Annotated in this window: 12 protein-coding genes and 2 pseudogenes; 5 read left to right on the forward strand and 9 right to left on the reverse strand. The window is 61.9% G+C overall.

Going from position 1 to position 13,868, the window contains the following annotated elements:
- From JYA52_RS03275 to JYA52_RS03305, 7 genes and pseudogenes are all read right to left on the reverse strand, one after another.
- Positions 1–234, reverse strand: a pseudogene (locus JYA52_RS03275) (sugar phosphate isomerase/epimerase); the annotation flags it as partial.
- Positions 235–444: 210 nt separating this feature from the next.
- Complete coding sequence (locus tag JYA52_RS03280; RefSeq protein WP_205651719.1) at positions 445–1,305, reverse strand: sugar phosphate isomerase/epimerase family protein; 861 nt, start codon at positions 1,303–1,305, stop codon at positions 445–447.
- 30 nt (positions 1,306–1,335) lie between these two features.
- Complete coding sequence (locus JYA52_RS03285) at positions 1,336–2,364, reverse strand: zinc-binding dehydrogenase (RefSeq protein ID WP_205651720.1); 1,029 nt, start codon at positions 2,362–2,364, stop codon at positions 1,336–1,338.
- 21 nt (positions 2,365–2,385) lie between these two features.
- On the reverse strand, positions 2,386–3,246 hold the full coding sequence (locus JYA52_RS03290) for a carbohydrate ABC transporter permease (RefSeq protein ID WP_205651721.1): 861 nt from the start codon (positions 3,244–3,246) through the stop codon (positions 2,386–2,388).
- Positions 3,246–4,226: a carbohydrate ABC transporter permease gene (locus JYA52_RS03295; protein WP_205651722.1), complete on the reverse strand. Its 981-nt coding sequence runs from the start codon at positions 4,224–4,226 to the stop codon at positions 3,246–3,248. Before JYA52_RS03295 ends, JYA52_RS03290 begins: the two co-directional genes overlap by 1 nt.
- A gap of 39 nt (positions 4,227–4,265) precedes the next feature.
- Positions 4,266–5,693, reverse strand: coding sequence for an ABC transporter substrate-binding protein (locus tag JYA52_RS03300; protein WP_205651723.1), 1,428 nt, complete (start codon positions 5,691–5,693; stop codon positions 4,266–4,268).
- Positions 5,694–5,754: 61 nt separating this feature from the next.
- Complete coding sequence (locus JYA52_RS03305; protein WP_205651724.1) at positions 5,755–6,888, reverse strand: Gfo/Idh/MocA family protein; 1,134 nt, start codon at positions 6,886–6,888, stop codon at positions 5,755–5,757.
- Between the two features lie 252 nt (positions 6,889–7,140).
- Between JYA52_RS03305 and JYA52_RS03310 the strand changes: the two are divergent.
- A pseudogene (locus JYA52_RS03310) lies at positions 7,141–8,407 on the forward strand (ROK family transcriptional regulator); the annotation flags it as partial.
- A gap of 314 nt (positions 8,408–8,721) precedes the next feature.
- Positions 8,722–9,750, forward strand: coding sequence for a helix-turn-helix domain-containing protein (locus JYA52_RS03315; protein WP_205651725.1), 1,029 nt, complete (start codon positions 8,722–8,724; stop codon positions 9,748–9,750).
- A gap of 213 nt (positions 9,751–9,963) precedes the next feature.
- On the opposite strand, the gene JYA52_RS03320 is transcribed toward JYA52_RS03315, so the two are convergent.
- Complete coding sequence (locus JYA52_RS03320; protein ID WP_205651726.1) at positions 9,964–10,446, reverse strand: winged helix-turn-helix transcriptional regulator; 483 nt, start codon at positions 10,444–10,446, stop codon at positions 9,964–9,966.
- 126 nt (positions 10,447–10,572) lie between these two features.
- Here JYA52_RS03320 and JYA52_RS03325 point away from each other — a divergent pair, with 126 nt between their 5' ends.
- Genes JYA52_RS03325 through JYA52_RS03335 form a run of 3 tightly spaced genes read left to right on the forward strand, consistent with a single transcriptional unit; the run spans position 10,573 to position 12,895 of the window.
- Positions 10,573–11,289 carry an SDR family oxidoreductase gene (locus JYA52_RS03325; RefSeq protein WP_205651727.1) on the forward strand — a complete coding sequence of 239 codons (717 nt, stop codon included), beginning with the start codon at positions 10,573–10,575 and terminating at the stop codon, positions 11,287–11,289.
- Between the two features lie 47 nt (positions 11,290–11,336).
- Positions 11,337–11,861, forward strand: coding sequence for a PaaI family thioesterase (locus tag JYA52_RS03330; protein WP_205651728.1), 525 nt, complete (start codon positions 11,337–11,339; stop codon positions 11,859–11,861).
- Positions 11,858–12,895: an SLAC1 family transporter gene (locus tag JYA52_RS03335; protein ID WP_240459915.1), complete on the forward strand. Its 1,038-nt coding sequence runs from the start codon at positions 11,858–11,860 to the stop codon at positions 12,893–12,895. The genes JYA52_RS03330 and JYA52_RS03335 overlap by 4 nt, the downstream gene beginning before the upstream one ends.
- 130 nt (positions 12,896–13,025) lie before the next feature.
- Here JYA52_RS03335 and JYA52_RS03340 read toward each other — a convergent pair whose 3' ends face one another.
- Positions 13,026–13,775 carry an SDR family NAD(P)-dependent oxidoreductase gene (locus JYA52_RS03340; protein ID WP_205651729.1) on the reverse strand — a complete coding sequence of 250 codons (750 nt, stop codon included), beginning with the start codon at positions 13,773–13,775 and terminating at the stop codon, positions 13,026–13,028.
- Between the last annotated feature and the right edge of the window lie 93 nt (positions 13,776–13,868).

Here is a 13,868-nt window from a genome sequence, read left to right on the forward strand (position 1 = left end):
GACGGCCTGGCCCTTGAGGTGGTTGGAGATGGCCCAGACTTTGAGGTTGTACTTCTCCAGCACGGCGAGTTTGGATTCGGCGTAGCCGGGTTCGTCCCAGCGCCAGGCGTCCAGGTGGTCCCCGGACACGGCGATTTCGAGGCCGTCGTAGCCCCAGCCGGAGGCCAGGCGCGCGACTTCCTCGAACGGCAGGTCGGCCCACTGGCCGGTGAACAGGGTGTACGGGCGGGGCATGTCAGGCTCCTTCGGCGGGGGAATCGCTCACCGGGACGGTGAGCTGCGGGTGGACGTGTCTGGATCAAAGGTGTCGGTCCGGCTATTGCAAAGCATGCTGCCTTTTCGGATTTCCGTTCTTGAGGCCCGAGGACTGCAGGTCGGGTACGGCCGGGATAATACCGGCGATTGCCGCTGCAGGCCCCGGACCATGTGGTGAGTCCGGGATTCTCAGATGGCTTGGGCTTTCTTCATGCAGTCCCTGACATAGGCGTCGGACGCGCGAAGGTGTTCACCGATTTTTCCGAAGCTCCATCCCTGCGTTCCGTGGCATTTGAGGCTGGTGACGCCTTCATACCCAACCCTGTGCAGCGTTCCCAGCATTACGGAGTGGTCAAGTGTTCCGTCGGGGCGGGGAAGTTGCTGGTCGGCGGGACCGAAGTTCAGCCCGTCTGTGCCGTGGCGGTAGGCGCGGTCGATGTCCCAGATGTAGTAGTAGAAGAGCCGTTTGCGTTCGGCGAGGAACGTGATCGCTTCGCTGATGGTGTCCTGCATCACCCACAGGTGCGGGGGGGCGATGCAGACGCCGAGGTAGGGGTCGTCGATGTCGCGGATGAGCCGTTTCATCTGGGCGAGGGTGTCAACGCCTTCGTCCCATCGCTGGTCTTCGTTGGCCCCGGATTCGAAATCGGCGGCGAACGGGACGGTGAGATGGTTTTCGACCGCGATCCGGACTCCGCGACGTGCTCCTGCTTCGACGATGGGTGGCAGGAAGGTGGAGACGAAGTCGGGGTAGTTGGCTTCGCAGTCGAAGATGAGGGTGTCGATTCCGAGGTCTGCGGCGAAATCGACACGTTCCAGGATTTCGTCCTGGGTCTTTCCGTAGACGGTGAGGCCGCAGGGTTTGATGCCGTATTTTTCCAGCACTCCGAGGATCTTGCCGGGGTCATCTCCCGGGTTGACGTGGTGGGCCAGCGGTGCGGCGGAGGACCAGAGGTTGACTTCTTTGAAGCCGATGTCGGCAAGGTCGCGGATCGAGTCTTCAAAGCCGTGATCATGGTAGGGGACGAGCTCGGCGGCGTATCTGAACATGGGTTCTCTCCTTCGGAGGGTCTGACGGGTTTACCAGACGAAGACGGCTTTTTCGGTTTCGCGCTGGTCGAAGGCGCGGAAGGCTTCCTCGGCCTGATTGATGGAAAAGTCGTGGCTAATGAGCTTTTCGACCGGAATTTTCTGGTCGATGACGAGGCGCACGATTTCTTCCCAGTCGCTGATGGGGAAGTACCAGCCGCCGACGACGGTGAGTAGTTTTCTGAGCATCTGGTCGCTTGGATTGATCTGCGTTGCCCGCGACTCACCGACGAACGCGACGGCGCCTAGCTTGGCGGCGGCGTCCAGGGCCGAGTTCTGCCCGGCGGGATTGCCGGAACAATCAATGCAGACGTCCGCTCCTCGGCCTTGGGTGAGGTTCCGGATCTGCTGAACGGCGTCGGCTGTTGTGCTGTTGATGACGGCGTCGGCGCCGAGCGAGCTCGCCTGTTCGAGCCGGTGGTCGATGACGTCGACGGCGATGACGCGGGCGCCGAAGGCTTTGCCGATGAGTACCGCGGCCGATCCCATTGGTCCCATGCCGAAGACGGCGACGGTTTTTCCGCCGGCCACTCCGAGCTGCTTCTGCACGTGGTACTGGCTGCCGACCATGTCGGTCATCACCGCCCCGGCGCGGAAGCTGAGTTCGTCAGGGAGCTGAAGACAGTTGCGCTCGGGCAGCACGAAGTAGTCGGCGTCACCGCCGTGGACGTCGAAACCGAAGCATTTCCACTGGTTGCACAGCATCATGTAGCCGCTGAGGCAGTACTCGCAGAAGCCGCAGCCCAGGGCGAGGTAGCCGGCGACACGGTCGCCTTCCTTGACGTGGGTCACGGCGTTTCCGACCTTGACGACTTCGCCGGCTGCCTCGTGCCCGGGTATGACCGAACCGTGGCCGGCACCTTCGCCGCCGACGATCGGGTTGCCGTAGTAGATGCTCATGTCGCTGCGGCAGATCGCGGAGGCACGGGTCCGCACTAACACCTCATGCGGTCCCGGCTCCGGGACGTCGCGTTCCGCGACGGTGACTCTTTTGTCGCCGGGGAGGATTACTGCTTTCATCGTTTCTTCTCCAATACTCATTTACTTGACTGCACCGAAGGTGAGGCCAGCGACCATCTGGCGGCGCAGCACGACCATGAGGACCAGGATCGGCGCAACGATCAGGGTCGCGGCGGCGGTGATGTTGCCCCAGTCCGTGCCGTACATACCGGTGAACTGCTGCAGGCCCACCGGAGCGGTCTTGGCTCCGCTGCGGGTCAGGGACAGGGCGAACAGGAATTCGTTCCAAGACAGGACGATGGTCAGTACGGCGGCCGTGGCGACGGACGGCACGAGGAGGGGCCAGATGATCCGGCGGAGGACCTCCCATGTTGAGGCGCCGTCGACCATCGCTGCTTCCTGGATCTCATAGGGCAGCTGCAGGATTGAGCTGCGCAGGATCCAGACAACGATGGGCAGGTTGAAGGCAGCGTACGGGATGATCAGGGCCGGGTAGCTGTCCATGAGCCCGAGCTTGCCGGCGAAGACGAAGACCGGGATGACGGCGACGATGGGTGGAAACATGTAGGTCGACAGGATCCAGGATGAGAGTCCCTTGCGGGCCCGGAAATCCCTCATGGTCAGGGCGTAGGCGGCCGGCACCCCCACGATGATGGCCAGTGCGGTGGCACCGAGGCTGACCACTGCACTGTTGGTGAGCAGCTGACCGAAGCTTTCGGATTTGCCGCCGCCGGCTGAGAGCACGGAGGCGTAATTATCCAGGGTCGGCTGGAAGAACCAGGCCGGGGGGATCTGGTTGGCGATCCCGGCTGGCTTGATGGACGTGATGAACATGAACAGCAGCGGCACGAGGCCGACAAGGAGCCATGCCCACAGAAAGGTGCGTCCGATGATGACGCGTGCCACGGCGCGGCCGCGGCTGATTGATGATGTCGTTGTCATTACATTTCCTCGGGGTCTGCTCGGCGGCCGATGATGCGCAGCATGAAGGGGATAAGGAGCGAGAGGATGATCAGGAAGACCACGCCCAGGGCACAGGCGAGACCGACGTTGAAGCTTTGAAGGCCGACACGGAATATGCCCAGGTTGATTATTTCGGTGGATTCACCGGGGCCGCCGCCGGTGAGGATCTTGAAGGAATCGAAGGTTTTGAAGGCCTGGATGGTCCGCAGCACGGCCGCGATGGCAATGAACGGCACCATTGCCGGGAAGGTGATGTGCCGGAACATCTGCCATGGGGTGGCTCCGTCGACCATCGCTGCTTCCCGGGGTTCCCCCGGCAGGGACTGAAGCCCGGCCATCAGGATCAGGGCGACGAACGGGGTCCACTGCCACATGTCGAGAATGACCAGGACGATCCACGCGGATGTCGGATCACCGAGCAGGTCGATGCCTTTGGGAAATCCGAAGACGCCGAGGTAGTAGCCTACCCATCCGTAGTTAGGGTTCAGCAGTTGCTTGAACACCATGGCCGCAACCGCAGGGGTGACGGCGAACGGCAGCAGCATGAGCGCGGCCCCGACTTTGTTGGCGCGGGTCTGGGCCGCGAGCGGGAGTGCCAGGGCGAAGCCCAGGATCATCTCCAGGATCACCGCGACCGCGACGAAGCCGAAAGTGATCAGGAATGCGTGCTGGACCGAGGCGTTGGTGACCACCGTGATGAAGTTGTCCAGTCCGACGAATTTGCCCACGCCCCCGAGGATTTTGTCGTTGCGGAAGGCCGAGTAGAAAATAAATATGGCCGGGGCCACCGTCATCAGCAGCAGGACAAACATGGCCGGGGCCATGTAGGCCCACGGGGTTGAACGTTTTTTCCAGGTCAGCGGCTTCCTGCGCTGCGGGCCGGCCGTGGAACGGCTGGCCGCGCGGTGGGAAGCGTCAACCGTCAAAGTCGCATCCAATGGTGCGGCGGTTGCTTTCATAGTCGATACTCCTTGGGCGACCTTGAACGGTCCGATGGGTTAGTAGCCGGCCGATTTAAGGAGGGCCGAGACCTTCTCCGACGCGGACTTGAGTGCATCCGATGGCGAGGAAGCACCGGTTGCGGCGTTGTTCACTGCGACGGCCACCTCGTGGCTGACTTCGGTGTAGTTGGTCAACCGGGCACGGCCAACGCCTACTGCGAGGGATTTTCCGAGGGTGTCGTAGAAGGGTGCGAGGGGGTTATCGTTCTTGATTTCGGCAAAGACGGAGGTCCGGCTGGGGTGAAGGGACTTGGCGGTCATCGTCGTTTGCTGCTCTGCGGCGGTCAGCCAGCTGATCCCTTGGTAGGCCCATTCCTTGTTCTTGGAATTCTTGTTGACGCTCAGCATCCAGGTCCCGAAGTGGGGTCCGGCGGCTTTCGCGCTGGGCACCGGGGCATAGCCGATGGTGCCTCCCTTGACGTTGTCACCGAGCTTGAGGTCGTGGTAGTTGATCGTCATCGCGGTCAGTCCGCTGCCGAACGATTCGGCGGTTGTACCCCAATCCGCTGACGCGCTGCCCGGGGGGACATGTCCGCTTTGCGCCAGCTTGGCGTAGTAATCCAGCGCTTGGACTCCTTCGGGCGTGTCGAACGTGGGCTTGCCGTTCTCGTCCGCCAAGGTCCCGTCCCCGCCCTGGGAGGCGAGCAGGGTCTTGAAGTCATCGGTGGCCCAGTCGCCGACACCCGCCATGACCGTGGTGCCGTAGAGCTTCTTGTCCGGCTGGGTAAAGAACTCCGCCACTTGGGCATAGTCGTCCCAGGTCTTCGGGACCGTGAGGTCCTTACCGTACTTGGCCTTGAAATTCGCCTTCTGGGCCGGGTCGTTGAACAGGTCGCTGCGGTACGCCATGACAGCCACATTCGACTGGATCGGCATCCCGTACACGTCGAATCCCGCGTTCTTGATCGCGGATACGTCGGGCTTGGCCGTGGGATCCGGGTAGCGCTTGATCGGAGAATCAGCGTTGTAGACGGTCGTGTCATAGAACACCTTGGGGATGAAGTCACCCACGTTGGACTGCGGGCCGTCAGGGTTCAGGGCCCCGTTCTCGAGGTACTGGCTCAGGGGCTCGAGGTTCTGCACCAGGGCCGGCGCCCACGGAGTGTCGACGACGACGATGTCGTAGTAGCTGCTGCTGGAAGCGAACTCGGAGAAGACCTTCTGCTGCAACGCGTCGTACGGCTGGTTGTCGATCTTCAAGTCGATGCCGAACTTTTCCTTGAACTCCGGCACAAGCGACGCGACGGCGGCGCTGTTGGCTTCATCGGTGGTGTAGAGCATCCGCAGCTCTGCCGGTTTGGCCGCCGCGGTACTGGGTACTGATGACCCGCCCGTGCATGCGGTTGCCAACAGGGTTACGGTGAGCGCGGCTCCCAAGCCCGCTACGATGCGTGACCGCTTGACGCGATCGAGAGATCGGATCATCCTACTGCCTTCCTTATGCCTTGGGCGCCCCATGCGCCGAGGCAGACTTGGATAGTTTTCATTACTGCACTCCTTCTAGTTCTTTTACGTCTGGGACGTCGACCCACTCGCCGCCCCTGCTGGATTCGATGATGCTTTCGGTGAGGACAGCGGACCTGAGGCCGTCCCGAAAGGTGGGCAAGCCATCACGGAGGTCTCCGTCGATTGCGGCGTAGGTATCGGCGACAAATGCGTTGAAGGCATCCTGATAACCCTGCGGATGCCCTGCCGGTAGAACACTGAGCCGTGCCGCTTCGGGGCTAAGCGCGTCCGAGTCGCGGACAAGCAACTGGGAACCGGCCCGTTTGCCAAGCCACAACGTCTCTGGCGCTTCCTGGTCGAACTGGAGGGTGCTCTCAGAACCAGAAATCTCGAACATCAGGCGGTTCTTCCGCCCGGGCGCAACCTGGCTGACCAGGAGGTTTCCCACGGTGCCGTTCTCAGTCGCGAATACGGCCGCAGCGAGGTCCTCGGTCTGGACGTCGGTGTGGTTTGCCCGGGCGGAAAAGAGAGTGCGGCTCAGGGCCCCGACCTGTGTTATCCGTTCCCCGCTCACGAACTCGAGGAGGTCGCACAGGTGGGAGCCGATGTCGGCGAACGCGCGTGACGGTCCTCCGAGACCGGCATCCACCCGCCAGTTGTCGTCGTCCCGGGACAGCAGCCAGTCCTGAAGATAGGACCCTTGGATGGTGGAGATCCGTCCCGTTTGGCCGGATGCAATGCGTTCCCGGGCTTCCCGGACCATCGGGTGGAACCGGTAGATGAAGGGAACGGTCGCGACCGTCCCGGCTGTAGCCGCCAGCTCCACCAGATGGGCGGCATCCCGCGCGTTGGTAGCCAGAGGCTTCTCGCAGACAACGTGTTTGCCTGCCTTCAGCGCCGCCTCGGCCAGTGCGGCGTGCGTGGCGTTCGGGGTGCACACGTGGATGACGTCGATCATGTCGTCCTCGACGAGGTCCTGGGCGGAGGCGTAAGCCTGCTCGACGCCCAAGCGGTCTTTGGCGCGGGCGGCACTGGCAGGGCTCGAGGATGCGATGCCGGCGATTTGCGCCCCGGCAGCACGGGCGGCTCGGCTATGCACCTCGGCCATGAACCCGGCACCGACGAACCCGGCCCGTAACCGGGTAGGGGCTGTCGTGGTTCTGTTGTTTTCCATGCCGAAACAGTGACATGCAGCACGTGGCTTTCGTCAGTCAATCAGCAAAAGTCTGCACCTTTTGACGCTCTTGAGGACGGTTTGCCTACCGAAGCTGCACTTTGTGATGCTGTGGGCCTCGGCGAGTGGACGGGAGTGAGTGGGCACCTTGACACTGAGTGGAGACGAGGCCCCCTCGGGGTCCTGTGAGCCTGAGGCGTTCAAGTCCTCAGTCTCACTATTCACCTCTTTCGAGCCCCGAAATGGAGAGACATGGACAACGGCGGTCCCGGCGAACTTTTGCGCATCCTGCGGGACGGACGCCCGCGAACCAGGGCAGACCTTGCCGGAATAACGGGCTTGGGTCGAGCTGCCATCAGTTCTCGCCTTGAGCCGCTCCTAAAACTGGGGCTAGTTGTACCCGTGTCAGATGCGGCTTCCACCGGAGGCCGCCCGTCGGCGCGACTAGCCTTCAATCCCGGTGCAAGGCTGGTCGCTGCCGCTGACGTCGGCGCCACACACGCGACCGTGGCTCTCACGGACCTGTCGGGAAGGATTGTCCGGGAAACCACTGAACGACTTGAGATTTCGTGCGGTCCGGAAGCTGTTCTGGACTGGCTGGCGATGACTCTGCAGGGTCATTTGGAAACGAAGAAGCGTCCGGCAACGGACATCATCGCTGTCGGGATCGGGCTGCCCGGTCCGGTAGAACACTCCACGGGAAAGCCGACGAGCCCTCCGATCATGCCGGGGTGGGACGGATTCGATGTTCCCGCTTATGTTCAGCAGACCTTTGACGTTCCCGTACTCGTCGATAACGATGTCAATCTCATGGCCCTCGGTGAGCGGGCGACCCGCTGGCCCAATGAGGACAACATGATCTTCCTCAAAGTCGCCACCGGCATCGGCTCCGGGGTTGTTAGTGGAGGAATATTGCAGCGAGGCGCGGCAGGAGTAGCTGGAGACGTTGGCCATATTGCTGTTTCCAGGGCGGCAGGAATTCAATGCCGCTGTGGAAAGACCGCCTGCTTGGAGGCCATTGCAGGCGCTCCGGCCGTCGCCGCGCAGCTCCGCGAAAATGGACTCGAAGCCACCACAGGAAACGACGTCGTCTCGCTCGTCCGTTCGGGCGATTTGGCTGCCATTCAGGCCGTTCGGCAGGCTGGTCGCGACATCGGGGAAATGCTCAACATGTGCGTGAGCTTCATCAACCCCTCACTGATTGTCGTGGGCGGATCGCTTGCACAATCCGGAGAACATCTGATCGCCGGGATCCGAGAAACGGTCTATGCGCGCTCAACGCCGTTGGCGACCCAGCACCTGAATATCACTCAATCCGCAACCGGCCCGGAAGCTGGAGTCGTCGGGGCCAGCATCTTGGCCGTCGAATATGCCCTCGCCCCTCAACGAGTCAATGATTTCGCGACCAGGCTGCACCCCGGCGGACACCAAAATACCGGTGATCTGCAGAACGTGGAACTCATCGCCCAAAGTTCCCCGACCGCTCCGTGACGCCGTGGCCAAACAATTGCACCCCGCATTTCCTCGACCACGTCTCCAAACGGAGATGTCGAAGAAGGGCACGCCAAGGTGTGGAGTGCGCGATAGCGTCGTTTCTCCGCGCCCGTGCCCTATCCAACGGCATGTCATCCAAGCCAAAGCGGTGGCCCATACCGGTCGTGTCGGGCGCCGGCACTAAAGCCATAGACGCACCAAACAAAACGTACGCAGGTAAAATACACCTAACAGCTGAGGTCCTTCTGGTCAGTCCTATGAGCCACCGTAACCGCTTCCTCAGACGTCGTGGCCACCCCAGGACCGCCAGAAAGGTTCAGCTGTGTAAAGGAGGATGGCATGCCTCAATCTGCTTCCGAGAACAGCGGTCATCTGCGACGATATGCGGTGCCGGAGGGGCTTAGTCCCGAACAAAGGTTCGAACATTGGCGAACGTGGTACGGCAGTGCTGTCGAGACTCCGATGCGGTTGGAAAAGTTGGCACATGCTGCTCCCGTGCCTTTCACCCCTTCGGCCATTAGTCTTGCCGGGCCAGGTTTCAGCCTCATAGAAATGGTCAACGCTCCGGCTTTGGGCTCGTGGGCGCCGAATCCTGACACCAGGGATCTGCGACTGGCCTACTTCAGGAAAGCGCCCGCCCTAATTCTCGCTCTCAACGGCGTGCCTGAGCCAGTATCACCGGGCGCCGTCAGGTTCATCGATACCTCGCTGGGCGGCAGTTTCGATGCGCCCGAGGGCTTTCACGCCTTGCAGCTCAACATCGACCGCAGCAGCCTGAATGTGAGCGAGGCCCAACTGCGCTCCCTGCTTCGCCTGCCTGACCTCGCAAAGCATCCGATTGTGGGCACTTTCGTGATCCCTGCGATGTTGAGTTGGAAACGGTCGGGCATCGACCGGGAGGCATCGGGAACCGGAGACATTCTCCGATCCGTGATGGCGACCCTAGTGGGTTCCCTGCTTGAAACGCCGGTCGGCGATGAGGCGCAGAAACCGGCCCTAAGTCGGGCGGTGAAGAAATACCTTGATGCCAACTATGACAACGCCGATCTGGACGTGGCAACGGTCGCCGAACGGTTCAATCTCTCCCGTCGCACTCTGTTCTACTTTTTCGAGAATGAAGAGCTCCACCTGGGTGAGCGCATACGCGCCTTAAGAACGCGCAGAGCGCTGGAGCTCCTCCTTCAGGCCGACGGTCAAAAGATAACCTACTCAGAAATTGCGGCATCGTGCGGATTCACCAACATTCAAAGCATGCGCCGTGCGGTGAAAGAGTTTACCGGGATGAATGTAAGGGAGATCCATCGATCTGAGACCGACGTTCGTGTCGCCCTGCAACAACTGCGCGAGTCACTGAACCCTAACGCCTGATCGTGCTGAATAGTCAACATCCCCAGCACTCGTCAGAGCCTGCTCATGGGTCGTTGAAGAGCAGACTCAGAGACGCATGTACATGGGCCGCGCGGCCGAGTTTGGACACATATCACGGATCAACCAAACCAGGACAGCCCGGAAGAAAGTCCGGATCCCACACCACCTGCACTCTGTCCTGTACCGCCGTCGTCCTCTGTCCGGTTCTTGTTCCTACTGGTCGGACGGCGGGTCCGTACCGGCCGCTGACACAAGCGGTCCCAGCATCAGACTTCCTGGGGTGAACTCCTCACCGCATTCCGCACACGACACCACCGGTTTCAGGTCGGCCCCGCAACTGTGCCGGTAGGAGGCACGGGGTGTCTCGTCGCGCATCCATGTACTGCTCCACGCTGCGAGTGAAATGAGGATGGGCGCGACTTCGGCCCCGGAAGTTGTGAGGTGGTACTCGTAGCGCGGGGGGCGCTCGGAGTACTGGACGCGCTCGATCACGCCTTGGTTTTCGAGTGTGCGCAGTCGGCCCACCAGGATGTCGCGGGACGCGCCGGTATTACGCGCGATCTGATCGAACCGGTGAACGCCCAAGGACATCTCGCGAAGCGCCAGCAGCGCCCACCGCTCCCCGAGCACGTCGAGCCCCGCCGCGATGAAACACGCCCTGGGCGCATCTACTGCCTTGTCGGTCGGCCGATTCATCGTTCACCTGCTTTCGGTACTTTCTTCAAGTATACAAGTCAGTTGGAAAATCAAACTCACTCGGCTACTCTGATGCTCTGAGGTCGCGACTACCCCGTCGCCGCCTATCTGAGATCAGGAGAATCCATGCCACTGCTATCTGGCGCCGTCGTCCTCGTTACCGGTGCAAATGGAGGCCTGGGCCGCGAGCTCGTGGAACAGGCCCTCGCCCGGGGTGCTGCGAAGGTGTACGCGACGGCCCGCCGCCCGCAAGAGTGGAACGACTCCCGGGTCGTCTCCCTCGCCCTCGATGTCACCAACGTTGACTCGATCCGGGCCGCCGTTACCCAGGCCCAGGACGTCACTGTTCTGATTAACAACGCCGGCATGAGCGTCGAATCGGACACGTTCTTGGCACTCCCCGACGAGAAGATCCGTGAGGTCATGGAGACCAACTTCTTCGGACCGGTCGCCTTGACCAGGGCATTCGCACCGGTGCTCGCCGCCAGCGGCACATCAGCGGTCCTCAACATCCACTCGGTGCTCAGCTGGATCGCACTCACCGGTGCCTACAGTGCATCAAAGGCCGGGCTGTGGTCGGCGACCAACTCCTTCCGCGTGGAACTGGCCCCCCAAGGCACGCAGGTCACGGGTGTTCACGTCGGCTACATGGACACAGCCATGGCCAAGGGCGTGAATGCCCCGAAGACCTCCCCCGAGGAAGTCGCGCGGAAGTCGTTCGATGGGCTCGAACAGGGTGATTACGAGGTCATCGTGGACGAAATCAGCGCCGGAGTGAAGCGCGGCCTGTCTGGCTCGATCTCGGATCTGTACCCAGTACTGGCAGCCAACACCCCGGTATGACCGCGACAAACCCTGAAGACCTGCAGAGCTCTAAGGAGGAAACCCCGGTGTCAACCAACAGCTCGGCGCAACGCTCGGCAACCTTCACTTGGATTGATCCGGCAATCGCCCTCGAACAGCTGCCACGGCTGTCGGGTCTGGACTACTTTTCCGGCCTCCGCGACGGCAGCATTGCGCCGCCGCCGATCGCTTCCCTCATGAATTTCGATCTCGTCGATGCGAGGTACGGACACGTCGAGTTCCAGTGCTGGCCGGGAGAAGCGCACTACAACCCCCTCGGAATGGTGCACGGCGGCCTGGCCTGCACGCTCCTCGACACGGTGCTCGGCTGCGCAGCACACAGTACCTTGGAAGCAGGGATCGGCTACACCTCTATCGACCTGGCGGTCAAGTACCTGCGACCCATCACGCTTCAGAAAGGTGCTCTGCGCGCAGAGGGGTCAGTCGTAAAAACCGGCCCGCGGGTGATCTTCACCGAAGGCCGTCTCAGCACCGCCGACGGAGAACTCCTCGCCACCGCCACGAGCACGCTGCTCATCTTCGCCCACCAACCGGGCGCTCTGACAACATGACTGATACCGGCACCGCCGTTGCCCTGACGCCTGCCGCCCAGGACCGCGCCTTGCCCCAGGCCCCCCTTTCGGGAATGGCCGCGTTGAGCCGCTTCGGCATTCCCTTGGGGCTTGCCGGCCTTGGCGGCGGCTGGTCCGCCGCGAGGAGCTCTCTCGGGTCCCCGGTGTGGCCGGAGGAAATCCTCTACGGGGCAGCCAGCTCGCTGTGGCTGATCCTGACCGCCGTCTACGTGTTTCGGGGCCTTCGCCGGAAAGGAGCATTCCGGGCCGACCTGCGACACGAAGTGGCGGGGCCTTTCGCGTCCTTCATCCCGCTAGTGGGGATCCTGCTTTCGTCCCACTACAGCCAGTATCTGCCGCCATGGGGCGCCTGGCTGTGCATGGGTTTCATTGCCGCCCTTGCCAGCGTCGCCGCCCAGCTCCTCGCCCACTGGGTCACCGGCGGGGTGTCCATGCAATCCATCCATCCCGGCTACCTGCTGCCCGTCGTGCCCGGATTCTTCGTTGCCAGCATCGGATTCTCAAGCATCCACGCCCGTGATGCAGCCATGGCCGCGTTTGGCATTGGCGCATTCTTCTGGCTGGTCGTGGGAACCGTCGTCACCGTCCGGGTGATGACCGGCGGCGAGCTGACAGCAGCCGCCAAGACGGGATTGTCCGCGTACCTGGCTGCGCCTGCAACGGCCAACATTGCCTGGATGCTGTCACATCCAGGACCTGTGGGGGCCGTCCAGCTTGGTCTAACAGGCGTGCTGGTGATCATGGCACTGACGCAGGTCATGCTCCTCCCCGAGTACCGCAAGCTTCCCTTCACGCAGATGTTTTGGGTGTTCACCTTTCCCGTTGGTGCCACCGCGAACTATTCCATCCGCTGGCTTGCGACAACCGACCTCCCCGGCCGGGAAATTTACGCATTTACGATTCTCGGCCTCGCAACGGCCTTCACGTTGGTCATTGCCGCTCGCTCCGTCCTAACAGCCATCGCCCCAAAGTCAGCGAGACTCGCCACACCACAGAGCACAGAAGTGCGGTGAAGCTCCTGCTTCCTGAAACCGGCCGCCTTTGAAACGGGCAGATGGACCGAAAGTTCCGGGCCGGCGCAGATCTGTTGTGACCGTAAACTTCGGTTGGCGGTTAAATCGCGGCCTCACCTGGTTTCCTGGATCAGGTTCCCATTCCCAGGTGTGCTCCTCCTGCCACATCGAGGGACACGCCCGTGATGTAGCGGTTCTTTGGGTCGGCAAGGAAAAGGATCGCGCGGGCGACTTCGTCCGGTTCGGCGAACCGGCGCATGGGAAGTTGCGCGGCGCGCTTGGCCCGGTTGGCGGTTGCGTCCGGTCCTGAGTCTTTTGCGAACTGTGCCCACATGGGAGTGTTTACTGGGCCTGGCGCGATGGCGTTGACCGATATGCCGTTGGGGCCGAGCAGCTCGGCGAAGGACCACATGATGTGAAGTACTGCGAGTTTGCTTGCGTTGTAGGGCAAGTAGTTGAGGCGGGCTTCTTTGGCTGCAACGGAGGAGAGGATCACGATGGCACCTGGAGTTCCGGTCCCAATCATTGATTGTGCGGTTTCCCGGACCATGGAGAACGTGCCGGAGCCGTTGATCCGCATGATGAAATCGAATTCTTCGGTCGTTGTTTTCATGATGTCCGGCGTGGTGCCCAGGACTCCAGCTGCGTGGACGAGAGCGTCGATGCGCCCGTACCTGGTTGTGATGTCACGGACGACTGCGGCGCATTGTTCTTCGGAGGTGATGTCGAGCGGGAAGAAGCCGGCCAGACCCTGGCCCTCCTTCGGGGCGCGGTCGGCACCTATGACGAGGGCCCCTTCGGCTGTGAGTGCGTCGACGACTGCATCGCCGATTCCGCCGCTTGATCCGGTTACCAGAACGACTTGGTCTTTAAGGCTCATCTAATAACTCCGCTTGTCCGTTGCTGCCCTGCGGTTGGCTGGTGGGCTGCTCTTATCATCTTTCTAGGTCCTTACTTGAGGTGTTTTCAAAGG

It is taken from the genome of Arthrobacter pascens (genome assembly GCF_017052465.1).
GTDB classification, from domain to species: Bacteria; Actinomycetota; Actinomycetes; order Actinomycetales; family Micrococcaceae; genus Arthrobacter; species Arthrobacter pascens.

What these genes read in the sequence shown, in the direction of transcription:
- JYA52_RS03280 (WP_205651719.1), bottom strand. Translation starts at nt 1,305, where the DNA reads ATGTTCAGATACGCCGCCGAGCTCGTCCCCTACCATGATCACGGCTTT.
- JYA52_RS03285 (WP_205651720.1), bottom strand. Translation starts at nt 2,364, where the DNA reads ATGAAAGCAGTAATCCTCCCCGGCGACAAAAGAGTCACCGTCGCGGAA.
- JYA52_RS03290 (WP_205651721.1), bottom strand. Translation starts at nt 3,246, where the DNA reads ATGACAACGACATCATCAATCAGCCGCGGCCGCGCCGTGGCACGCGTC.
- JYA52_RS03295 (WP_205651722.1), bottom strand. Translation starts at nt 4,226, where the DNA reads ATGAAAGCAACCGCCGCACCATTGGATGCGACTTTGACGGTTGACGCT.
- JYA52_RS03300 (WP_205651723.1), bottom strand. Translation starts at nt 5,693, where the DNA reads ATGATCCGATCTCTCGATCGCGTCAAGCGGTCACGCATCGTAGCGGGC.
- JYA52_RS03305 (WP_205651724.1), bottom strand. Translation starts at nt 6,888, where the DNA reads ATGGAAAACAACAGAACCACGACAGCCCCTACCCGGTTACGGGCCGGG.
- JYA52_RS03315 (WP_205651725.1), top strand. Translation starts at nt 8,722, where the DNA reads ATGCCTCAATCTGCTTCCGAGAACAGCGGTCATCTGCGACGATATGCG.
- JYA52_RS03320 (WP_205651726.1), bottom strand. Translation starts at nt 10,446, where the DNA reads ATGAATCGGCCGACCGACAAGGCAGTAGATGCGCCCAGGGCGTGTTTC.
- JYA52_RS03325 (WP_205651727.1), top strand. Translation starts at nt 10,573, where the DNA reads ATGCCACTGCTATCTGGCGCCGTCGTCCTCGTTACCGGTGCAAATGGA.
- JYA52_RS03335 (WP_240459915.1), top strand. Translation starts at nt 11,858, where the DNA reads ATGACTGATACCGGCACCGCCGTTGCCCTGACGCCTGCCGCCCAGGAC.
- JYA52_RS03340 (WP_205651729.1), bottom strand. Translation starts at nt 13,775, where the DNA reads ATGAGCCTTAAAGACCAAGTCGTTCTGGTAACCGGATCAAGCGGCGGA.